This is a genomic window from Caballeronia terrestris (genome assembly GCF_001544515.1).
Classification (GTDB): Bacteria; Pseudomonadota; Gammaproteobacteria; order Burkholderiales; family Burkholderiaceae; genus Caballeronia; species Caballeronia terrestris.
The window spans coordinates 16,215-39,918 of the sequence record NZ_FCOL02000048.1; the positions used below are offsets into that span (position 1 = coordinate 16,215).

Consider the following 23,704-nt stretch of genomic DNA (forward strand, 5'->3'; position numbering starts at 1 on the left):
ATCGTCATCGTCCTGCGAGCGTTCGCGTTCCTTCGCCGTATCGCTACTTAGACGATTTCACGACATCGATTTTGAAGGTGGCCGCGCCGTACTGGTGCGCGCAATCGGGCGCCTTGCCGTCGCAGGACGCCGTGCCCGCGAACGGCGACGTGGACGCCGTGCGCTGTTCCGCCGCGGCTTGCAACGCGGCGGGCGGCACGCTCGCGAACACGGACTCGTGCGTCATGCCGAGGCCGGGGAAGTCGCGCGGCGTGGCTGAAACGATCGCGAGGAAGTGATTCGCGCCGACCGGCTCGCCCGCCTGCATCGGCCAGCTCGGACGCGGCAGCACGAGGCGCTTGGCAGGCGCGATCTGGTTGTCGTGGTCGAGTTCGTTGGGAAAGAGCAGCAGGCACTGGCCAGCGGGGTCCACGACGAATACGTACACGTAACCCGCGCGGTTGCTCGTCAGCGAGAAGCGCAGCTTGTCCCGGTCGATGACCGCGCGTGGCACGGACACGTCGGCTTTCAGATGGATCGTCGGATCGGCGAGCGTGGCGACGCGCGCAAATTCGTCCTCGACAGTGAAGGGCGGAAGGGGCGGCGGCGGTGGCGGTGGCGGTGCAGCCGAAGCGGCTTCGACCGGCGAAGCGGGCAGCGCTTGCGGAGCGCTCGCGCTGCTCGCTGGTGTGGCCGCCGTGATCTGCGGCGCGTTGATGGCGGTGCGCGAATGCCACAGCCACGCCGCCGCGCCGGCGCCACCGAGCAGCGCGACCGCTCCGACGATCATCACCCGCCGACGCGCCGTTGCATTACCCGCGCCGCGCTGCGCGTCCTCCGCTTTAGCTTCGAGCTCGATGCCGAGTTCGCGCGCGAACTGCTCCACGGTTTGCGGCCGGTCGGCGGGCATCACGGCGAGCGCATGGTCGATCGCGCGCAGGAAGCGTTCCGAGTACCGTCCGGCCGCGAGCTTGCCGAGCGGCTGATAGCTGTCCTTGACCATGCGTCCGACCGAGGGCGGCGGCGTCTTGCCGAGAATCGCGAAGTAGACGAGCGCGGCGAGCGCGTAATGGTCGCTCCAGGCGCCCTGTTTCAGCGACGGCACTTCCGCGTACTGTTCGAGCGGCGCGTAGCCCGGCTTGAGGATCACGGTGAGCGCCTGCGTCATGTCGCCGATCACCCGCCGCGCCGCGCCGAAATCGAGCAGCACCGGCCGATGGCTGTCCGCGAGCAGGATGATGTTGTCCGGCGCGATGTCGCGGTGATAACAGTTCGACGTGTGCAGCACGGTGAGCGCATTGAGCAGCGGCGCGAGCAGCGCGCGCAGCCATTTTTCGTCGGGCGGGCTGCGCATCGACTTGAGCGCTTCCTTGAGCGTCGCGCCGCGATAGAGCGGCATCACCATATAGGCGGTGCCGTTCGCCTCCCAGAACCGGTACACCTTCACGAGCGAAGGGTGGTCGAACTGCGCGAGAATCCGCGCCTCGTTGATGAAGCTCTTCAGCCCCGCGCGGAACGTGCCCTCGTGCCGCTCCGATTTCACCTGCACCTGCGTGGCGGTGACGCGCGCCGCGAGCGCGGACGGCATGTATTCCTTCAACGCCACGTCGCGCCCGAGCGATGTGTCGTGCGCCCGGTAGACGATGCCGAAGCCGCCTTCGCCGATCAGACCGAGAATCTCGAATTCGCCGAGGCGCGTGCCGGTCGGCAGCACGTTTTGTCCGGCGGCGTGCTCCCAGGCGTCGACGTCGGCGGGGAGGCGCGGACGGCTGACGATCACCGTCTTGTCCTCCTCGGGCGGCGGGCCGCCGGGCACGTCGGAAGGCTGGCCGGGTTCGCTCATGGTCCGTGATTCAGCAGCATGGTCGTGAAGAGATCGTCGTCGGGCAGGCCGTAGACCGGCCAGAGCGTGAACGGCTGGGACGTCTCGGTGTCGGCATCGGTCCCCGTGCCGGACGTGCTGCCGTCGCTGCATTGCGCGGCCGTCCAGAGGCTCATCCCGAGGACTTCGGTCTGCCAGATCGGCGCGAACGCTCGCGCGAGACGCTCCGGCAACTGAGCCGCCGACGGCACCGCGAGCGGCTCGTTCAGCACCGCCCCGCGCGGCGCGGCGCGCGTCATCGCGGGAACGGGCAGGAGCGCGAGCTGCGCGTCGAGCCGCTCGATCGTGTGATCGAAGTCGAGCGCGGCGAGCGCCACGGTTTCGATCGCGCACAGCCACTTCCAGACGCCGTCGATTTCGCTCGCGGTGGCGGGCGCACACGGCAAGGCGGCAGCGATCGTCAGCGGAAAATGCCGCCCGACGCGGTCCACCGACGCCATCAGCACGCCCGTCCAGCACTGGTGCAGGCCGGGCGCGATGGCGCCGGGCATCGCGAAGAAGCGCCACACCGGGCACGTGAGATAGAGCGACAGCCAGCGTGTGCCGAGCCCGATCTGCGTCTTGGCGATGCGCTCCGAGAGCCACGCGTCCCACGGCGCGACGAAGCCGTCCGAGAGCCTGCGCGCCGCGAAATCGCCGAGCGAGGGCAGCTTGCCGTACCAGCCGGCGATCGCGGTGTCGGTGCCGCCGGACGACGAAGGCGAAGGCGTCGGCGACGGTTCCGGCGGGAGGACGTCGTTCATAGTCGGGCGGGGCAGGAGAAGGCGCGCAGGTCGGCGAGCCGGAACGGGTTTTCCACGCTGTTGGCGGTCACTTCGAAGCGCGCCTTGCGCCCCTCCACGTTAAACGTGACGAAAAAGCGCTCCGGCTGGTCGGTTGGCTCGATATCCAGCCGGTCGAACATCCGGAAAAGCGCCCACGGGCCTTCGAAAACGAGATTGCTCGCGCTGCTCGTCGGCGGCGGCGTGAGTTGCAGGCTCACCCGCGCGCTGCCGCGCGTGCCGGGCCACTGGATCGTCGTCGCGACTTGCGGGCCGTGCGCATAGGTGATCACCTGTCCGTCGACGTCGAGCGTCAACTGCAGGATCGACGGGTCCATCTCGACCGGCTTGAACTGGAGCGTCAGCGCAGGCGCCTTGCCACCCGCGTGGAAAAACACGTTGCGGATCGTCGCGGCGCGCTCGAACTGTGCGAGCCCCGCCGGACTGATCGGCGCCTGGCCTTGATCGACTTTCTTGAACGCCCACGGCTTCGCGGACATATCGACGTCAGCGGCGAGGTTCTTCTGGAAGAACTCGTCGAACTTGCCGCCCGGCGCGAAGAGGGCGCCGAAGTCCTCGGGCAGCACGTCGGTAACGGACGACTGGCTGAACGGATAGCGTCCCGCCAGCGCGCGCTTGCAGAACGACGCAATCGACTCGGTCAGGTCCGCAGAAAGATTCGCGCGCCGCGCGTCCTGCGTCTTGCTCGCGCCCTGGCTGCCGAGATCGACGAGCGCCGTGCGTACCGGCTCCGGCAGGCGCCCGGCCTGCGCGCGCAGCCTGGCGGGCACATCCGAAACGGGCGGGGCGGTTTTCTGCTGCAGCGCTTCGTCGGTGGCGCTCAGGTACAGGTACATGTCGTTGATGAGCCCGATCGTCTGCGCGATCGGCGGCGGCTGGCCGCCCGCCGGCGTGACGAGCGCGCGCAGTCCGGCGAAACGGTCGTCGACGATGCTCTCCAGCCGGGTTCCCGAGGCGACCGGCGCGATCTTCGTCGGATCGGGCTCGCCGATGATCTTCAGCAGCTTTTCGCGCGCGGCCGTGACCTTGTCGTTGGCCTTGTCGACGACGCTGGCTTCGTCGGCGGGCCTGGCGCCGAGCGTCGTCTCGCGCGATGCCGCGCGCGCGAGCGTGGCGAGCGGCGAATCCGGCGCCGAGAGGATGCGCGCGATCTGCGTCGCCTGCGTGAGCGAGTCGGCACGCACGATGCGGATGTCGTCGAGAAACGCGCTCCAGATGCGCGCGTAATCCTGCAGGTAAAGCAGGCGCACGTCTTCGGTCAGGCGCTGCAGCGTGGCCGGATCGCCGCGCGGCAGGCCGCTCTGGTCGCGGATGCCGAGCACCCACGGCTCTTCGGAGGCGAGTTGCGCCGCGACCTGGCCGATCGCCTTGAGAAACGCCTGGTGGTAGCCGTCGAAAGAGTAGAGGCCCGGCACGCCCTTCGTGAGCGGCGCGCCGCTCGCGCGCACGAATACGATCGACGCATTCGGCCCGCCCGCGCGCGCCACGGTGAATTCCGGATAGTCGGCGCCGACGCCTTGCTGCTTGAGCCGTCCGTAGACGCGTTGCGCGAGCGGATTGGCGGCGAGCATCGCGCGCAGGTGCGTGACGAGCGATTGATCGAATGGCAGGTTCGAATGCACCGCGCCGCGCGCGAGCAGTTGATCGAGGTGGGCGGCGAGCGCGGCACGTTCCTCGTTGCCGACCTCGCGCGGCAGCGTGCGGTCCCAGTCGGTGACGATCCAGGCCTTGAGCGCGTCCGGGTCCTGATGCTCGGGCTCGTTGACCATCAGATACGCCTTGAGCGCCTCGTAGGCGTAGCCGGGATTCGCCGCGTTGGCGCTGCGCGCCTGTTCCTCGATGCGCGCCGCGAGCTTCGGCAGGAACAAATCGTTGAGCAGGCGCTGGTAGGCGGAGTCGGAGGCCGCATCGAGCTTGCTGCCTTGCCACAGGCCCCACTGCATCGCGAGCGGCGGATGCGCGGCATCGACTTGCGGCGTCGAGGCGAGACCGCGCACCGCGGAGAGCAGCGGCAAGAGCGCGGGCAGGCTCGCATTCGCCGACGTCGTGCCCGCGACCACCATGCGCGCGGCGAGCGCCGTCTGATCGACATTCGCCACGTAGGCGCGATTGCGCAGGTAGCTCGTGCCCCACAGCGTGAGCGCGCCGAGCGAGACGGCCGCGATCGCCGCATAAGCCGCCAGCCGCCGCAGATGGCGCCGCCGCGCCCACCTGAGATTCGAGCCGGCGAGGCCCTGCTCGGTGAACACGACCTCGTTCAGCAGCCTTTCGATGAAATAGCTGCGTCCGCTCGACGGGCGGGCTGGGATCACGTTGCGTTCGATCCCGAGCGCGCGCGCAACCGACCCCATCACCCGGTCGATCGGCGTGCCTTCCTGTGTGCCGCTCGTGAAGTAGACGCCGCGCACGAGCGGGATTTCGTCGTGGCGCGACTGCATAAAGGTTGCGCGCAGGAAGTCGATGACGAGCGGCTTGAGCGCAGCGAACTGCTGCGGGAAGCCCAGGATCGCCGCGCGCTCGAGCACGCCGGTTTCGGCGTGAAGCCGTCCCTGCACGCGTCCGACGAGCCGTGCTTCGAGCGCGTCCAGTTCGGCCGCGACGCGCGTGTCGAAGTCGCTCGCCTTGTCTTTCGTGTTTTGCGCGCCGTCCGGCTCGAACGGCAGCGTGAAACCGAAGACTTGCGCGCGTTCTTCCTTGGTCAGATCGGCGAAGAACTCCGTGAAGCCCGCGAGCAGATCGGCTTTGGTCACGAGCACGTAGACCGGAAAGCGCGTGCCGAACTGCTCGGTCAGCTCCCGCACCCGGGCGCGCAGGGCCGCGCCCATGTCGGCGAGGCTCGCGGGCGTCGAGGCGAGCAGGTCCGGCACGCTCACCGTCAGCAGGACGCCGTTGATCGGCTGGCGCGGTCGGGTCGATTTCAGCAGGCCGAGGAAGCCGTTCCAGGCGGCGCGGTCGGCGTCGCGGTCGCTTTCGTGCGTGGTATAGCGGCCGGCGGTATCGATCAGGACGGCTTCGTCGGTGAACCACCAGTCGCAGTCGCGCGTGCCGCCGACGCCCCGGATGCGGTCGGTGCCGAAGCGGTCCGCGAGCGGAAAGCGCAGGCCGGAATGGACGAGCGCCGTGGTCTTGCCGGAGCCCGGCGCGCCGATGAACATGTACCACGGCAACTGATACAGATACTGCCGCGCGGAAAGCGACGTCCAGTCGCGCCAGCCCGCCTTCCGGCCCGCCGACGCGATGCGCGCCTCCCGCAGGATCGCGAGCGCCTCGTCGAAACGCTCGCGCAGCGTCGCGATCTCGGCGTCGGCGGGGCCGGGCGGCGTGTTCCTGACCTTTTCGGCGCGCGGCGCGAGGGCATCGGCGAAGGAGGCGTTCTTGCGGCGCGCGCGCCACGCCTTGAGGAGCGCACGCAGGATCACGAGCGCCACGACCACGCCGATCGCCACGTAGCGCGCGTTCTCCGATTCGAGCGGATAGTGCCGCGCGAACGACACGAGCGGCCCGGCGAGCCAGATCACCGCCGCTGCGAGCAGCAGTCCGAGGATCAGCAGCAGGACTGGATGGAACACGATCGACAGAATTTTCTTCATGGGCGCGGTTCGTGATTTTTGTCGTCGCGCCGCTCACGCGCCGGGCTTCGCGAACAGCGTCACTTCGACGCGGCGGTTCTGCGCGCGTCCGGCGGGCGTGTCGTTCGGGGCGAGCGGGTCCGCGTCGCCCTTGCCCTCGGCCTTCAGGCGCTCGGGCGGCACGGTGGCTGCGAGCAGATCGCGCACGTTGGCCGCGCGTTCCTTCGACAGCTCCCAGTTCGATGGATAGCGCGCCGAGCGGATCGGCTGGTCGTCGGTGTGGCCGGTGACGAGCACGTTGCCCGGCACGGCCTTCAACGCCTCGGCGATGCGCCGCATCAGCGGCTGCACGCGTTCCGCGACGGCCGCGCTGCCCGGCTTGAAGATGCCGTCGCCGCGAATCGTGATGACCGAGCGATCCACCTGGTCGCTGACGGTGACCAGGCCGTCGCGGATTTCGGGCGCGAGGAATTCCGCGAGACGCGGCCGCGGCGCCGCCGTGATGACGATGGGGCGCGTCGCGCCCGCTCGGATCGCTGCAATGGTGTCGAAGGCGGGATCGGAGACGCGCCCCAGATGGAAACTCAGCGCCAGATAGGCCGCCGCGAGCACGAAGAGCGCGAACGCGAGCACGACCCAGACGGGCAGGACGTCAGTGGCGCGGCGGCGCGCGGCGGGCACGCCTTCCCAGTGAGGCGAAAGCGCACGCTCCGGCTCGCTGCGCTCCTTGCGAATCAGCTGATAGAGGCGCTCGCGGACCGCGTCGAGCGTCTGCCGTCCCTGGCCGGCCACGCGATAGCGTCCCTCGAAGCCGAGCGCCAGCACGACGCTCATCAGTTCCAGCAACTGCAGATGTTGCGATTGCTTCTGCGCGAGCCGTCCGAGCAACTGGAACACTTTTTCGCCGCCCCACGTCTCGTTGTGAAACGTGACGAGCAGGCTCTGCCGCGCCCAGGTGCCCGCGCCCCAGGGGGTGCCGGACGCGGCTTCGTCGAGCATCGTGCAGACGATGTAGCGCGCCGCCGTGACGTGCTCGGCGACGACGCCGTTCGCGCGCGCCTCGGCTTCGAAACGGCGGATGCCGCGCGCGAGCGATTCGCGCAGGGCGGCGGGATCGGCGCAGGCGGTCATCGCGCGGATCTGCGGCGCGAGACGCAGAAGCGGCGAGCACGCCGCGATCAGCGGATTGATCGAGCCGCCCTGCGTGAACGCGGTATCGAGCGTCGCATCGCCGAAAGCTCCGGGTGCGCCGGGCGCGCCGCCATCGAACGACGCCCCCGCCGCGCCCGGACGACGGCGCGCGCCGGGATTCGGCTTGATGATGGTCTGGTCGGACTCGAAGCCCGCGAACGGATCGTCGCTCGTCATGTCGGTCACTGGCGGATCGCCCAGAATTCCAGTTCGAGCCCCGGGAAGTCGCCCGCGATGTACATCGCGAGATTGCCAGTCTGTTCGAGTTCCTTCCACAGCTCGCCGCCGCGGTCGAGCTCGAAATAGCTGAACCCCGCGTGGAACGGCAACTGGCGCGGCGCGACCGGCATCGCGCGCAAATTGATGCCCGGCAGCGCGAGATGCACGAGATCGCGGATGCGGTCGGCCGGCGCGATCTTGACCTGCGCCGGAAAGCGCACCCGCAGCGCCTCGCCCGGCATCTGGGCGTTGACCGCGAGCACGAAGCCGGCTTTCCTGACGAGTTCGAGATCGCCGATCGCCGCCACGCGCACGCCGGACTTGCGGTTCTGCAATTCGATCGCGACGGCATCCGGCTCGCGCACCTGCGAGAGCAACTGGCGCACTTCGATCAGCACCGGCTCGAACGACGCCTGCAAATCGTCGTGGCGATACGGCGGGAAAGCGAGCACGCGGCGGCGCTCGTCGAAGGTGGCGAGATCGCCCGCGAGCGCGATCGCGAGCCGGTACACGCGCTCGGGATGCAGGAGCGGCACCTGCAGCAGATGCACGAACTGCGGCTCGCAGCGGTTGAGCGTCTGCAACAGCAGAAAATCGGCGATTTCCGCGACGCCGCCCCGTCCCGGCCGGGCGATGCGCGCGGCGAGCCGGTCGGCGTGCTGGTGCAACAGGCCCGCGAGTTCCTGCACGTAGCCGAGCAGATGCGGCTCGGCGAGCGCGTGCAGCGTCGGCGGGATATAGCGCGGGTCGAGCAGCACGCGGTTGTCCGCGCGCCGCTCCAGCACCCGGGCGAGGCCGATGGTCGCGTAGGCGTCGGTCGCGTCGCGCGCGAGGAGGAGCCGCAGGTTCGGCATGCCGACCCGCATCTCGGCGACGCGGTCGGTGCTCGTCGTGACGTCGGCGACAGCGGTATCGGTGGCGAGATAGCGCAGGCCATCGGCGGGGCCGCCTTCGACGTCGACTTCCTTCGCGCCGTTGCGCGCGAGCGGCAGCGCGAGCAGCACCGTTTCGTCGCGCGTGCCTGCGGGGATGTCGAGCGGCGGGGGCACGGGCGCCTCGTCGGGAAAGGAGAACGCGGTGCCGTCCGGAAGCACGCCGAATGCCGACGCGATCGCCACCTTGCCGAGCCCGAGCGCGACCTCGTCCAGCATGCACGCGACCCAGCCCCACGCCCACGCCTCGGTCGCCCGGCCGTGCGCGTGGACCAGGTGCTCGATGAAGCGGTCGTGCTGCTGGAAATGCTGGGGCTCGAGGAACAATCCCTCGGACCAGATCGTTCGTTGGTGCCAGGTCATGGTGGCTCGTGTCGGCAGGCAGCGCTTCCCAGGGTCCGCGAGGCTCGCATGCGTTCGTGCGCCGCGACGCCCGCCTTCAAGAACGATTCGGGGCGCGGGAATTTGCAAGCGCTGGCGTCGACGCTACGGACCCACGATCCCCACATCGGCGGCATCGACCTTGACGGCAACCGGCGAGGTCTTGTTCGGCGGTACCGGAAACGTCGCCCGCCAGCGCGAGCGCTCGATATCGCGAAAGGCCGCCACGACCGCGATGAACTTCGTTCCGGGCTGCACCGGCGCCGGATCGAGCGTCTTGCTCTCGCCCGGGCGCAGCAAGAATTCGTTTTTCGCATTCAGGTCCGCGCCGAGGGCGGCCTGGTCCTTGGCATAGAGCGTGAAGAAATCGGCGCTGTCGAAGGCGGCGGTCGATTTCAGCTCGTACACGCGCACGACGATCGGCGACGGCCGTCCGCTGCGATCGGGATTGGCCGTCGCGAGCACGGACACGGTGAGCTTGACGACCGTCGGCGGAGGCGGGGGCGGCGGTGACTTGCAACCGGCGACGATCACGCAAAGCAGCGCGACGAGACAGGCACGTCGCACATGACGGACGAACCCGCCGCTCCTCGCGTTCGATTCGATGCGTCGCATGGCTCTCAGGCTCCTTGCGCCGGTTCTGTCGTGAGCCCTGGCGGGGCGCACCGCAGGCGGGAGCCGCGCGATGTCCCCCAGCAGGTGGACGACCGGGCAAACGACAGACGAACGAGCCGGCGCGTTTTTAAATTCGGCGCCGTGGTTCGTCTAGTCGGAGCAGCGGCGGGCGCGATGGGCTTGCCGCCTCGCAAGCGGCCTTGTGTGTACGCGATAAAGCGCGGGCCGGCCTCCGTTCCACTCTTTCCGGCGGAATCGTTCGTGAATCCGATCAAGCAGGCGCGGATGGCCGGCGCGGCCATCGATGTCAAAAGCGGGCCGTCGATGTGGCTCGTGCTGCTCGCCGCGGTCGCCGCCGTTGTCGCACTTGCCGCACCGGGCAGCCTGCGCGCCCAGGACGCGCCGCTCACGCCGGCCGCACGCCAGGCCGAAGCCCGCGCGCGCGACGCCGAGACGATCCAGTCGCTCTCCAGCGAAGGGCGCCTGCTGCTCGCCCGCGATCAGGTCAAGCTCGATGGCTACGCGTACTGCAGCATGGCGGTCGCGGCCGCCGAGCGCGGCGATTTTCGCGAGAGCATCGAAGCGGCTTCGCGTGCGCTCCTCGTCGCGCAGCAGACCGACAACGCCGACCTGCTCGCGCTCTCCAAACGCGACCTGGCAATCGCCTATAGCTACGCGGGCGACCTGGACGACGCCGAGCGCTACGCGAAGGAAGCGGTTGCGGGCGGCGCGAAAAATCCCGTGCAGGTGCTGGCGCCGGCGCACAAGGTGCTCGGCGACATCGCGGCCCGGCGCGGTAACACCGCCGCCGCGCTGACCGAGTACGGCGCCGCGCTCGAAACGGCCTCTCCGCGCTATCGCCCGATGGTGCTGCTCTCGCTGACCAACGCGCAGATCGCAGCCGGCGATCCGGCCGCCGCCCGCAAGACCTTCGAGGAAGCCAGCGCCGCCAAGGTCGCGGACCTCGCGCCGCTCTACAAGCGCATCGAAGGCAATCTGCTGCTCGCGGAAGGCAAGCCGCAAGAGGCGCTCGATGCGTTCGCCGCCGGCGTCACGAAGAGCGAGCGGGGCGATGCGAGCTACGAGAACCTGTGGGCGCATGAAGGCATGGGCCGCGCGTATCTCGCGCTCGGCGACCGCCCGAAGGCGCGCGCCGCGTGGCTCCTCGCGCTCGACGATTCGGAGACGATCCGCGCGCGCTTTCGCAGCGACGAATTCAAGACCGGCCTCTTCGCCGATACCCAGATGGTCTTCGAGGAAACCATCGCGCTCGTCGTCGAGGACGGCGACTATGCGTTCGCGTGGTCGCTGTCGGAGAGAAGCCGCGCGCGGGCGCTGCTCGATGTGGTGCGCAACCGCCTCGCCGATGGCGTCGATACGCAGCAACTCAACGGCCGCGCGCTCTCGCTCGACGACGTGCGCCGCGCACTGCGGCCGAACGAGGCGATCGTCGAATTTCATGGTCTGCCGAACCAGCTGATCGCGTGGGTCGTCCGCGCGGACGGCCTCAAAGGCATGACGCTGCCGATCCCGCGCAAGGACATGACGCTCGCCGTCAGCGATTTTCGGAACGCGATCACGCGCGGCCGTCCGCAGGCGCTCACCTACGGCACGAAACTCGATGCGCTGCTTATCGCGCCGCTCGGGCTCAAGCCTGGCGAGCGGCTCATCATCGTGCCCAACGGCGCGCTGCACTACATGCCGTTCCAGGCGCTGCGCAACGCGGATGGCTTCCTGATCCAGCGTCATCCGATCGCGCTCGCGCCATCGGCGAGCGTCGCGATCCAGCTCGTGCAGCGGCAGCAGCGCGTGGCGAGCGATCTCGTCGCGTTCGGCAATCCGCGCATCGCGCCCGCGTTCGACCTGCCGGGCGCTGAGGCGGAAGTGCGCGACATCGCGCCGCTTTTCACGAAGCGCGAAACCTTCCTGCAATCGGCGGTGACGCGCGCGGCGTTCAGCGACAACGCGCCGTCGGGCCGCATCGTGCATGTCGCGACGCACGCCGAAGCCGACACCATCGATCCGCTGCATTCGCGCATCCTGCTCGCGCCCGCGACGCAGCCCGCCGACGGCCCCGATTCGCTGCTCGCGCAGGACATCTACAACCTCAAGTTCGATTCCGTCGCGCTCGTCACGCTGTCGGCGTGCGAGACGGCGCTCGGGCGCATCGAGCGCGGCGACGAGATCATGGGCTTCACGCGCGCGTTCTTCTACGCGGGCGCGTCCGCCCTGATCGTCTCGATGTGGCCGGTCTCCGACGATTCGACCGCGCTCACGATGCGCACCTTCTACACGTCGCTCACGCGCGGCGACGAAGCGATCGACGCGATGCAGAAGGCGCAACTCGCCGTCCTCGCCGACAAACGGTTCTCGCACCCGTTCTACTGGGCCCCGTTCGACCTGATGGGCGGCTGGCGCCTCGCGGTGGCGCCTTGAGGGGAAGGTCGTGAGTCATCTCAGCGGGGAATCCATGCCGCAGCCCAAGTCCATCCGAAGCGTGTCCGGTGTGGTCTCCGTCGCGCTCGCGTGCTGCGCGAGCGCGGGCGCTTTGGCGCAGCAGCCGCCGGGCGCTGGAACCCAGCAGATACCGGACGCCGGCACGCTGCTCAACCAGCAAACCCGGCCAGTGCCCGTCGCGCCCGTGCCGGGCGCCGCGGGCGTGCTGCCGAAGGAGCCGGCGCCGGCCGCGCCCGTGCCCGACGGCAAGACCTTCGTCCTGCGCAGCATCCATCTCGCGGGCAACGAGACGCTGCCGTCGGACGTGCTGTTGCCGCTCATCGACGGGAAGATCGGCCAGCCGGTCACGCTCGCCGACCTGAACACGATCGCCGCGCGTATCGCCGAGGCGTATCGCGAACGTGGCTATGCGCTCGCGCAGGTCGTGATCCCGCCGCAGGACGTGACGAGCGGCGACGTGACCTTCACCGTCCTCGAAGGAAAGATCGGGCGCGTGCGGCTCAACATTTCGCCGGATGCGCCGATCAAGGAGAGCCTCGTGCGCGCCCGGCTCACCGCGATCCAGCCGGGCCGGCCGTTGCAGCAGCGCGACCTCGAACGCACGATGCTGCTGCTCTCGGACGTACCGGGTATTCAGGTCACGTCCGCGCTGGAAGCGGGCAGCGTGCCGGGCACGGTCGACCTGACGGTCAACGTCGAGCCGAAACGTCGCTGGGACTTCGGCGTCGCCGTGGACAACTTCGGCGCGGCGCCCGCGGGGCGCTGGCGGCTCGGCGCGGTCGGACGGATCGCGTCGCCGTTCGGGATCGGCGACAACATCGACATGAACCTGCTCGCCGCCGAGCGCGCGGACACCGTGTACGGCCGCATCGGCTACGACGCGCCGATCGATAGCGACGGCACGCGCGCGGGCATCGCGTATTCGCATCTGTACTACTACCTCGGCGAGCAGTTCTCGGCACTCGATGCGCACGGCGACGCGGACGTCGTCACCGCCTCCATCTCGCATCCGCTGATCCGCTCGCGCAGCCAGAACCTGCTGTTGCGCGGCGCACTCGAATACCGCTCGCTCACCGACCGGACCGGCGTCATCGACTTCGACAACCCGCAGAAGCTCGCGCTCGCGAGCGTCGGCCTGTCGTACGAGAGCCGCGACAGCTTTCTTGGCGGCGGCTTCAACAGCGCGGAAGTGCAACTGTCGGTCGCGCATCTGAAAATCGATTCGTCGCTCGCGAGCGCGCTCGACCAGGGGCCAGGCGGGCGCAACACCGAAGGCAACAGCGTGCGCATGACGATACTCGCGAACCGCCTGAACGCGATCACGGCGAAGTCGAGCGTGTTCATCGGCGTGTCGGGGCAATGGGCGAACCAGAATCTCGACAGTTCGTCGCGCATCACGCTCGGCGGGCCGCGCGCGGTGCGCGCGTATTCGCCGTCGGAGGCGGTCGTCGACGAAGGGCTGATCGCGACCATCTCGTATCGCTATGCCGTGCTGCCGCCGCTCACGCTGTCCGCGTTCTTCGATATCGGCGTCGGGCGCTACAACGCGCGCTCCATTCCCGGACAGGGCGCGAATACCGTGACCCGCAGCGGCGCGGGCATCGGCCTCTACTGGACGGGCCCGTACGGCATCACCGTCGATGGCAGCGTGGCCTGGCGCACCACCCGCGCCGATTCGACCGGCGACGACAAAGTCCCGCGCGTCTACGTGCAGGTCTCGAAGGCGTTCTGAAGGAGCATGCGATGAGCGATACGTCCAGCGGATCCGGCAGTGCCAGCGGGATGGGACGGCAGCAGCGGCGCGCGCTCGAGCGCGAGCGCAGAAAGCTCGCGCAACGCACGCGGCGGCATGGCGGGACCGCGCCGCTGATGCCGCTCTTCGCGTTCCTCATCGCGCCCGGCGCGCTCGCGCTGCCGGTCGACGGGAAGGTCGTGAGCGGCGACGTGGCGATCGGGCAGGCGGCCAACAACACGCTGCCGATCACCCAGACGTCGCCGAAGGGCATCGTCAACTGGAAGGCGTTCTCGATCGGCGGGAACGAGACCGTGAACATCCGGCAGCCGAATGCGAGCGCGGTCCTGCTCAATCGCGTGACCGGAACCGATGCAAGCGTGATCGCGGGCCACCTGAACGCCAATGGGCGCGTGTTCCTCGTGAATCCGGCGGGCGTGCTTTTCGCGCCGGGGGCGTCGGTGAACGTGGGGTCGCTGGTTGCATCGACGCTCGGTATCTCCGACAAGGATTTTCTTGCCGGAAAGTACCGCTTTACGAGCGTGGGCGGACCGGCGGGCGCGGGCGTCGTGAACCAGGGGACGATCACGGCGGCCAACGGCGGGACGGTCGCGATGCTCGGCGCGCAGGTCGACAATCAGGGCACGGTGAGCGCGAAGCTCGGCACGGTGGCGCTCGGCGCGGGCAGCGACATCACGCTCGACTTCGCCGGCGACGGTCTCACGATGCTCAGGATCAACGGCGCGGCAGCCGATGCGCTGGTAGCGAACTCCGGCGCGATTCTCGCGGATGGCGGATTGGTGGTGATGTCGGTGCAAAGCGCGGATGCGCTCGCTGGGACCGTGCTCAACCAGCAAGGCGTGGTGCGTGCGCAGAGCGTGGCGGAGCGCGACGGGCGCATATTGCTCGATGGCGGTGGCACTGGCGAGACGCAGGTGGCGGGTTTGCTGGACGCGACGGCCGGCGCGGGCCTGACAGGCGGCCATATCGACGTGACCGGGTATCACGTCGCGTTGCAGGAGGGCGCGCGCGTCGATGCGAGCGGCGCGGCGGGAGGCGGGCGGGTACGTTTCGGCGGCGGCGCGGCGGGCGCGGACGCGGATCTGCGCAACGCGCAGGCGGTGTGGATGGCGCCCGATGCGCAGATTCATGCCAATGCGCTCGCGAACGGTGCGGGCGGGCAGGTGGTGGCGTTTGGACACGATACGGCGCGGCTCTACGGGACGCTGACGGCCAAGGGCGGACCGCTGGGCGGCAATGGCGGGAAGATCGAGACGTCGGGGGATTACCTCGACATCGCACAGGCGCGGATCGATGCGTCGGCGCCGATGGGGGTCGGAGGGCTCTGGCTGATCGATCCCGTGAACCTGACAATCACCGACCCGACCACCCTCGGCGCGACGCCCGCTGGAAGCTCGACGATATCGAACGCGGCCATCGATGCCCAGCTCAACAACAACACGTCGGTCACGATCACCACCGTGCCGACCGCCGGCACCGGCAGCGACCTCGGCAACATCTTCGTGCAGGGGGCGATTTCCAGGACGAGCGGCACCACGGCGGCAACGCTTACACTCAACGCCCTCAATTCGATCATCATGACGCCGGTTCCCCGTGGGGACGGTCCGACGCTGATTCCCTCCATTACGGCAGCGCCGGGGACCGGTCCCCTCGGCATCGTGCTACAGGCCAACGCCAGTGGCAACGCGGCAAACAATGGCGCGGCCATTCAGATGGCAGGCGAGGGCGGGACGGCGCCGTTCCCCAACCCGGCCTTGCGGGCCTTGACGCTGCAATCCAACGGTGGCGACGTCGTGATCGGCAACGTTGCGGCAACGGCCGCGCAGACGGGCGCCAGCGTCCCGATGAACGAAGTCACCATCGATACGCGGGTGCAGACGGGTAACGGCGCGGACCTCACGCAGCCCGGCGGCAACCTCACCATCCGCGGATCGTCGGCGGGCGGGAACGCTGTCTCCCTTACCGGCGTCACGATCAATACCAACGCCGGTGCCATCGACGTTCGAGGTGCCGTCAACGGGACGACCCTGGGCGACGGCGTGTTCATATCCGGCTCGTCGGACGTGAGAACCGTCCTGAGCTCCGGCGCGGGACCGATCCGCGTCTACGGCAGCGGCAGCGCGGCGCCCGGCGTGGCGATCACCCAGTCCAATTCGGACACGCCCGCCCGGGTCGTATCGACCGGCGGATCGATCGACATTCGTGGCCTCACCGACGGACGCCCGCAGTCCGCATCGAACGTCGATTCGTTTTTCCCTGCCGTGTCGTTGACCGGCGCCAGCATCGAAGCGAACGGGGCGCTACAGACCGTGTCGGTCACGGGCTCGGTGGCGTCCTTGCAGCCTCCTTCGACGGCGAGCGCGATCAGCATGCAGACCAGCACCCTTCAGACCGGCGCGGGCGGGACGGTCATCCTGCGCGGGGCGAGTCCCAGCACGAACGCGACGCTCGCCATCGACGGCTCCGATACGATTTCCACCACCGGGACGCTCGTGCTCGTGCCGGGCAGCGTCGCGCCGGCCACCTTCGCGATCGTTCCCGGCGACGCCACGCAGATCGACATCGCGGGCACGGGAGCCGGATTCAACATCCCGGCGTCGTTGCTGAACGCCGCTTCGTCGAGCATCGATACGATCGTCGTCGGCTCGAACACGCATACCGGCAGCATCACGCTGAACGCGTTCGAAAACGAAACCCCTTTCTTCAACACGAGCCTCACGCTTGAGAACACCGGCACGAACAGCGGGGGAATCTCGTTGCCGGCTGGTCTCGATGCGGGCTTCAACACCCTGACGCTCGCATCGACGGGGCCAGTCACGCAGGGCGATGCCATTATCGCGAACTCGCTGATCCTCGCCGGGGCTGGGAACTTCCTGCTCACGAACGCGAACAATCAGATGTCGAATCTCGCGATGGCCGGCACCGGCCGCGTCGACTATCAGAATGCCGGCGACCTGCGCATCGCCGGCAATGTGTCGAGTGGCTTCGGCAGCGCCACGAATCAGGTCGTGCAACTTGGCAACGCCGCGCTGGCGCCGATCGGTAACACGACCGTGACCGCGCAGGCGGCCGGCGAGAGCGCTGGCGACATCGATGTCGGCGGCACGCTCCTCAAGAGCGCCGGCGGCGACGCGACGCTCTCTCTGAACGCGGCGCGCGACATCGACTTCACGCCGTCGAGCGTGAGTTCGACTTCCGGCGCGTTGAACATCGTCCTCGATGCGACGCGGCAAATCACGATCGGCAATACGAACAGCAGTTCCGCCGACCGCGTGCAAATCTCCACCAACGGCGGCAATTTCACCGCTGGCACGGCAACCGGCGGCACGACCGGCTATGACAGTGCGGCGGTCTTCCTCGAGCGCGCCGATATCGATACGCGCGCAGGTGCGACGAGCGGATCGATCACGCTCCACGGCGTCAACAATTTCGATGCCGAGCAGGCAATCGGCGTGGACATCAACTCGTCGACGCTCACCACGTCGAGCGGCAGCGTCGAACTGCAGGGCACGAGCGTCGGGCCGAATGCCGGGCCGGGCAGCGGTGTCGTCGTGCGCAACAACGTGTTCGTTTCCTTCGGCACGACGCCGCCCTCGGCCATCACGTCCGGCAGCGGCGCCGTGCGACTCTATGGCGCGGGTAGCGGTGCCTTGGAAGCAGGCGTCGGCATCTACGACGGCTCAACGATCACGACGACCAACGGCGGCACGGTCGATATCCGCGGCAGCGCGCAGGGCAACGAACCGGCGGGCTCCCGCATCGCCGAAGGTGCCAACGGCGTCGTGCTTCAGGACGGCGCGATCTCGGCGAACGGCGCTGGCAGCAAGATCTCGATCGCGGGTTCGACCACCTCCTTCGATCCGGGGATACTGATCGCGGTGCCTGGATCGTCGGACGGCGAACCTCCGCCTGCCAGTTTCACGATCACTACCGGCCAGCAAGGCGTGCTCTCGTTGCTTCCGGGCAGTGTCGCCGGCGTGGACAGTCTCGACATCGAAGGCGCCGCCAATTCGATCTCGATACCGCAGGGCGTCGCGGCGATTGCGGCGGCTTCCGTCGATCCGGGCACCTTTGCCGTGCCGCCGCAGAACGCCGTACCGATCACGTTGTTTGGCAGCGGCACAGGCCTCTCCATCAGTCCGGCCGAATATCAGGCGTTTTCCCCCACGCTCCAGACGCTCGTCCTCGGCTCGGCCACCCAGACGGGCGCCATTACCGTCAACGGCGCCTGTGCGGGCGGCGCCACGACATGCGTCGCACCGCAACGCCCGAGTGTCGCGACAAGTCTCACGCTGCTGAACCCGGCTACGGGCAGCGGCGGTATCGCGCTGCCGTACGGCGTGTCGATGCCGGGCAAGACGCTCGCGCTGAATTCGGCCGGACCGGTCACCGATCCGAACGGCATCCGGGCGGCCGGCCTCCTGCTCGCGGGCAACACGAATTTCACCCTGATCGACGCGGGCAACGACGTCGGCACGCTCGCGATCTCGAACGCGAACAACGTGACGTTCTCCAACCTGGGCAGCTTCGCGATCGGGCCATTGAGTGCCCAGAGCTTCGACTGGACTACGCAAAGCGCCACTGCGATCGGCGTCACCGATTCCACACTGAGCGGCATTCTCCAGGCCACATCGACGAACGGCAGCATCGCGCTCGGCGCCACCACCGTGCGCGCTGGCGGCAAGATCGACCTCGTGATGGAGAACGGTGTGTTCGCCAATCCGGGCAACGGCCGGCTTGTTTCGGGAGACGCGTGGCATGTCTGGGCATCGACATGGCAGGGCGAGACGCGCGGTGGCCTCGATCCCGGCGGCGCGCAGCCGAACTTCTACGGCTGCTCGTTCCCCGGAACCTGTAGCTGGCCCGGCAACGTGCCGCTCAATGCCAATCACTTCGTCTACGTCGCCCGGCCGTCGGTCAGGGTCGACATCGGTGATCAGACACGCGTCGAAGGGGCGCCCAACGGGCCGTTCGGTTTCACCACGAGCGGCCTCGTCACGAGCGACACGCAGGGCAACGCCCTCACGGCAGGCCCGCTCACGAGCACCGCCACCCCCGCCTCGCCGCCTGGACGCTATCCGATCGACGGCACGTTCTCGTCGCCGGTCGGCTATCTGGTCACGGTCGTGCCGGGCACGCTGACCATCACACCTCCGCCCGAACGTCCAATCGACCCGGCCATCTTCAACCGCTCAGGCCTGCAGCCGCTCTTCACGGCGCAGGAGCAGAGCTTCGTCTACGAAAGCAACCTCGGCGGCATCAACATCTGCGTGGGATCGACCGAGCCGATCCTCGCGCTGCAACAGCCGGAAAGCGTTGCAGACTCGCTCGCGGTCGAGTGGAAACGGGTGCGCTCGCGGCCGAACCTGAACAGTTGCCTCGTCGTGAACGGCGAGCACGGCTGCGGCGAATTCTGAGCGAGGAGGCCGTGATGCCCGATATCGAACCCCTGCTCGCGCCGACCGGATCGATGCCGCCTTGCGGGATCGATCTCGAATACGATCCCGCGTTCCTCGAACTCGCCGCGCTCGCGGGCGGCAAGCCCGAGCGCCAGTTCGAGACGGCCGCCGAAGAGCCGCCGTGGCGCGAGGTGATGGACCGGTCGGCGGCGCAGCTCGGCCGCTCGAAGGACCTGCGACTTGCGCTGATTTATGCACGCGCGGCGACACACGTCGCGGGGCTCGCAGGCTTTCATGCGGGACTGCGGCTGCTCCTGGGGCTGCTAGAGCGCTATTGGGACGGCCTGTATCCGCCGCTCGACGCGGAGGACGGCAACGACCCCGCGCTGCGCGTGAATGCGCTCGCCGCGCTCGCCGATCCCTACACGCCGTTCGACGACCACTCGACGCTGCTCCACGACCTGCGCTCGGCCGAAGTCTGCCTTACGCGCGGCGAGCGCCTGACGGTGCGCGACATTTTGATCGCGCAGGGCAGGCTGGCGGCGCCGGAGGGCGCGAGCGGGATGACGCTGCAGTTCGTGCTGGGCGTCCTCGGCGCGGTGCTCGCCGAGGACGCGAACGCCCTCGCCGACGCGCTCGCGCTGCCGCAGGCGGTCGAGGCGCTGGCGAACCGGATGACGGAGCGCTTCGGCTCCGAGAACGCCCCGAGCCTGACGATGATGATGGGCATCGCGCAGTCGGTCGCGTCGGCGGGACGCGCGGCGCTTGCGCAGGCTGCGGCAGAGGCGGAGGCGAAGGCGGAGGCGGAGGCGAAGGCGGCGGAGGCGCAGGCCACCGCGGAAGCGGAGGCGAAGGCCGCCGCGGAGGCAGAAGCGAAGGCGGAGGCGCAGGTCGCCGCGGAAGCAGAGGCGAAGGCGGCGGAGGCGCAGCCCGCCGCGAAAGCAGAGTTGGCGCAGCGCGAAGCTTCCGTCGAAACCGAGCGACGAGTCGAATCCGCGCCCCACGCCGATTCTCAGCCGCCGCCGCCCGAACTCGCGCCCATCTGTTGCGGCGGCGCGCTCGCGACGCGCGAAGACGCGATCCGGCTGCTCGAATCCGTGTGCGCCTTCATCGAACGCACGGAGCCGACCAATCCCGCGCCGCTCCTGATCCGCCGGGCGCGCTCGCTGATGGACAAGGATTTCGTCGCGATCATGCAGGACCTCGCGCCCGACGGCCTCGCGCAGCTCCGCCTGATCGCCGGCACGCGCGACGAATGACGAAGGACGGACGAGCTGTCGCAGCACACGAAAAGCCCGGCGTTTCAATCGCCGAGCCACCCAATCGTCTTTATGAACGTGAAGCCCGAACACGCACGGAGGCGTCATGGCAACCAGCAGTCAGAAGTTCATCGGCCGAAATCGCGCGCCGCGCGTCCAGATCGAGTACGACGTCGAAACCTACGGCAGCGAGCGCAAGATCCAGCTGCCGTTCGTGATGGGCGTGCTCGCCGACCTCACCGGCAAGCCCGCCGATCCGCTGCCGCCCGTCGGCGAGCGCAAGTTCCAGGAAATTGACATCGACAACTTCGACAGCCGCATGAAGGCGATGAACCCGCGCGTCGCGTTCCAGGTGCCGAACACACTGACGGGCGAAGGCAACCTGAGCGTCGACATCACGTTCGAGACGATGGACGACTTTTCGCCGGCCGCCGTCGCGCGCAAGGTCGATGCGCTCAACCGGCTGCTCGAAGCGCGCACCCAGCTTGCGAACCTTGTCACCTATATGGACGGCAAGACGGGCGCCGAGGAACTGATCGCACGCGTGCTCGAAGACCCGGCGCTGCTCCAGACGCTTGCCGCCGCGCCGCAGAAACCGTCCGCAGCAGGCGAATGAACGCGGCTTTTCAGCCTTCCGCGGTGTCCTTGCAGCAAGGAAAACGACCATGTCCGACATTCCGAAGTCCGCCGAAAGCCAGCCCGGGACGCAGGGTGCCACGCTAGAAGGCAGCGATCTCTCCGCGCTCCTGAACAAGGAATTCCGCCCGAAGAGCGACGAAGCGATGAACGCCGTACAGACGGCGGTGCAGACGCTCGCGCAGCAGGCGCTTTCGAAGACGCAGCTCATCTCCGGCGACGCGATCCGCACGATCCAGAGCATGATCTCCGAGATCGACCTGAAGCTGACCGAACAGGTGAACCAGATCCTGCACCATCCCGATTACCAGAAGCTCGAAGGCTCGTGGCGCGGACTGCACTATCTGATCAACAACACCGAAACCGACGAGATGCTCAAGATACGGGTGATGAACATCTCGAAGAAGGACCTCGGTAAGTCGCTCAAGCGCTTCAAGGGCATCGCGTGGGACCAGAGCCCGCTCTTCAAGCGCATCTATGAAGAGGAATACGGCCAGTTCGGCGGCCAGCCGTTCGGCGCGCTCGTCGGCGATTACTACTTCAACCAGACCCCGCCTGATGTCGAACTGCTCGGCGAAATGTCGAAGGTGGCCGCATCGGCGCACGCCCCGTTCATCGCGGCCGCCGACCCGAGCCTGCTGCAGATGGATTCGTGGCAGGAACTTGCCAATCCGCGCGACCTGACGAAGATTTTCGGGACACCGGAGTATGCGAGCTGGAAGTCGCTGCGCGAATCGGAGGATGCGCGCTATATCGGCCTCGCGATGCCGCGCTTTCTCGCGCGAGTGCCGTACGGCGCGAAAACCGAGCCCGTCGACGAGTTCGATTTCGAGGAAGACACCGGTTCCGCCGATCACAGCAAGTACGCTTGGGCCAACGCGGCCTATGCGATGGCGGTCAACATCAACCGGTCGTTCAAGCTGTACGGCTGGTGTTCGCGGATTCGCGGCGTGGAGTCGGGCGGGGCGGTCGAAGGGCTGCCGGTGCACAGTTTCCCCACCGACGACGGCGGCATCGACATGAAATGCCCGACCGAAATCGCGATCTCCGACCGGCGCGAGGCGGAACTGGCGAAGAACGGTTTCATGCCGCTGATCCATCGGAAGAACTCGGATTTCGCGGCGTTCATCGGCGCGCAGTCGCTGCAAAAGCCGTTCGAGTATGAAGACCCCGACGCTACGGCGAACGCCGCGCTCGCCGCTCGTCTGCCGTACCTGTTCGCGTGCAATCGCTTCGCGCATTACCTGAAGTGCATCGTGCGGGACAAGATTGGTACCTTCAAGGAGCGCTCCGACATGGAGAACTGGCTGAACCGCTGGATCACGCAATACGTCGATGGCGATCCGGCCAATTCGTCCGAACACACCAAATCGCAGAAGCCGCTCGCGGCAGCCGAGGTGAAGGTGCAGGAAGTGGAAGGCGCGCCGGGGTATTACACATCGACGTTCTATCTGCGGCCGCATTATCAGCTCGAAGGGCTGACCGTGTCGTTGCGGCTCGTCTCGCGTCTGCCGTCGGCGAAGGCGGCGGCCTGATCCCAAGTCAACGCGTGCGCAGGATGGTCTTCTGCGCGTCGCCGATCCATACGGCCGTCGCGGTGAAATTGTCGTGACCGGGCTTGGCTGCTGCGCGCACGTGCGCGGCGAGCAGCTCGAGCCACGCAGAAGGCGACGCGGCGCGCCCTATCGCGCCGATCATCGCGCTTTCGTCGACATATTCCCAGAAACCGTCGGTGCAGAGCAGGAACGCGTCGCCGTCGGCGAGTGCGAACGGTTCCTGCGATACCGCGATCTGCAAGTCGTCCGCCGTCCCGAGCGCGGAAAACAGCACGTTGCGGCGCGGATGATGGCGCACGTCCTGGCTCGGTAAAAGGTTCGCATCGAGCATGCTCTGCACGAGGCTGTGGTCCTGTGTCTGCACGCACGTCGCGCCGTCGCGGAAGCAATAAAGCCGGGTATCGCCGCAATGCGCCCAGGCGGCGAGCTGCGCCGTTTCGTCGATGCCGAAAAGAACCGCCGTCGAACGCATGTGCTCAAGGCCGTTGCCGTGCTCCTGGGCATCGACGATGGCGTCGTTCGCGCGCAGCAAGACGCGCAGCAGCGTCGCTCCGTTGAGCACGGCGTCGCGCGCCGCGACGCGCTCCAGTTCGGCGAGCACGGTGTCGACCGCGATGCGCGACGCGGTGGCGCCTCCCGCATGTCCGCCCGCGCCGTCCGCGACGACGCACGCCAGCAGTGGCTCGCGGCGCCATTGTCCATAAGCATCCTCGTTGCGGCTGCGGCCGCCTGCGTCGGTCACGCTTGCCGTTTGCAGTTGCACGATGAGCCTCGTTTTTTGCGGGGTTGGGTTGTTGAGACCGTTTGATGCGCTCGTGCTCCGATTGAACTTGCTTTCTTATCGGTCTATTGGCTCTGCCCCTGTCCGGGGCGGGACTCACTTTCTTTGCTGCTGCAAAGAAAGTAAGCAAAGAAAGCAGCTTCCAACCGCCAGTGCTAACCAACCCTCACTCGCATAAAAACGGATTGGCGCTGGAGAGTAAGTGTCGCCCTCACGGCGGAGCCGGGCTTGGCTCGCGGACCCACTGTGGCAACGCGCACTTCCTCTGAGTGGTATGCGCTCCGTTTGGCTCCGTCCTCGCTTCGCTCCGACG

General features: G+C 68.1%; 13 protein-coding genes. 6 read left to right on the top strand and 7 right to left on the bottom strand.

Features of this window, described 5'->3' with window-relative positions:
• Positions 1–43: 43 nt before the first annotated feature.
• The 6 genes from AWB67_RS26805 to tssJ form a co-directional block, all read right to left on the bottom strand.
• The gene (locus AWB67_RS26805) at positions 44–1,822 is read right to left on the bottom strand and encodes a serine/threonine protein kinase (protein WP_087659240.1); all 1,779 of its coding nucleotides are present in this window, start codon (positions 1,820–1,822) and stop codon (positions 44–46) included.
• Positions 1,819–2,604 (bottom strand): type VI secretion system-associated protein TagF, encoded by a 786-nt coding sequence (gene tagF / locus AWB67_RS26810; protein ID WP_087659241.1) that lies wholly within the window; start codon positions 2,602–2,604, stop codon positions 1,819–1,821. The genes AWB67_RS26805 and tagF overlap by 4 nt, the downstream gene beginning before the upstream one ends.
• Positions 2,601–6,233 carry a type VI secretion system membrane subunit TssM gene (tssM, locus tag AWB67_RS26815; protein ID WP_087659242.1) on the bottom strand — a complete coding sequence of 1,211 codons (3,633 nt, stop codon included), beginning with the start codon at positions 6,231–6,233 and terminating at the stop codon, positions 2,601–2,603. The genes tagF and tssM overlap by 4 nt, the downstream gene beginning before the upstream one ends.
• 33 nt (positions 6,234–6,266) lie before the next feature.
• Complete coding sequence (locus AWB67_RS26820) at positions 6,267–7,580, bottom strand: DotU family type VI secretion system protein (protein WP_087659254.1); 1,314 nt, start codon at positions 7,578–7,580, stop codon at positions 6,267–6,269.
• Between the two features lie 5 nt (positions 7,581–7,585).
• Complete coding sequence (gene tssK, locus AWB67_RS26825; protein ID WP_087659243.1) at positions 7,586–8,917, bottom strand: type VI secretion system baseplate subunit TssK; 1,332 nt, start codon at positions 8,915–8,917, stop codon at positions 7,586–7,588.
• A 123-nt stretch (positions 8,918–9,040) separates the two neighbouring features.
• Positions 9,041–9,550, bottom strand: a complete 510-nt coding sequence (gene tssJ, locus AWB67_RS26830) for a type VI secretion system lipoprotein TssJ (RefSeq protein WP_087659244.1) — start codon at positions 9,548–9,550, stop codon at positions 9,041–9,043.
• A 261-nt stretch (positions 9,551–9,811) separates the two neighbouring features.
• On the opposite strand from tssJ, the gene AWB67_RS26835 reads away from it, so the two are divergent.
• From AWB67_RS26835 to tssC, 6 genes are all read left to right on the top strand, one after another.
• A complete protein-coding gene (locus tag AWB67_RS26835; protein WP_235025332.1) occupies positions 9,812–11,986 on the top strand; it encodes a CHAT domain-containing protein in 2,175 nt (724 codons plus the stop codon).
• A gap of 34 nt (positions 11,987–12,020) precedes the next feature.
• The gene (locus AWB67_RS26840; RefSeq protein ID WP_087659245.1) at positions 12,021–13,739 is read left to right on the top strand and encodes a ShlB/FhaC/HecB family hemolysin secretion/activation protein; all 1,719 of its coding nucleotides are present in this window, start codon (positions 12,021–12,023) and stop codon (positions 13,737–13,739) included.
• Positions 13,740–13,750: 11 nt separating this feature from the next.
• Complete coding sequence (locus AWB67_RS26845) at positions 13,751–19,177, top strand: two-partner secretion domain-containing protein (RefSeq protein ID WP_087659246.1); 5,427 nt, start codon at positions 13,751–13,753, stop codon at positions 19,175–19,177.
• Between the two features lie 14 nt (positions 19,178–19,191).
• Entirely contained in the window at positions 19,192–20,418 is a 1,227-nt protein-coding gene (locus tag AWB67_RS26850) for a type VI secretion system protein TssA (RefSeq protein WP_087659247.1), read from the top strand.
• 106 nt (positions 20,419–20,524) lie between these two features.
• A complete protein-coding gene (gene tssB / locus AWB67_RS26855; protein ID WP_087659248.1) occupies positions 20,525–21,034 on the top strand; it encodes a type VI secretion system contractile sheath small subunit in 510 nt (169 codons plus the stop codon).
• Between the two features lie 49 nt (positions 21,035–21,083).
• Positions 21,084–22,589: a type VI secretion system contractile sheath large subunit gene (gene tssC, locus AWB67_RS26860; RefSeq protein WP_087659249.1), complete on the top strand. Its 1,506-nt coding sequence runs from the start codon at positions 21,084–21,086 to the stop codon at positions 22,587–22,589.
• Positions 22,590–22,596: 7 nt separating this feature from the next.
• On the opposite strand, the gene AWB67_RS26865 is transcribed toward tssC, so the two are convergent.
• The gene (locus AWB67_RS26865; RefSeq protein WP_087659250.1) at positions 22,597–23,373 is read right to left on the bottom strand and encodes a PP2C family protein-serine/threonine phosphatase; all 777 of its coding nucleotides are present in this window, start codon (positions 23,371–23,373) and stop codon (positions 22,597–22,599) included.
• Between the last annotated feature and the right edge of the window lie 331 nt (positions 23,374–23,704).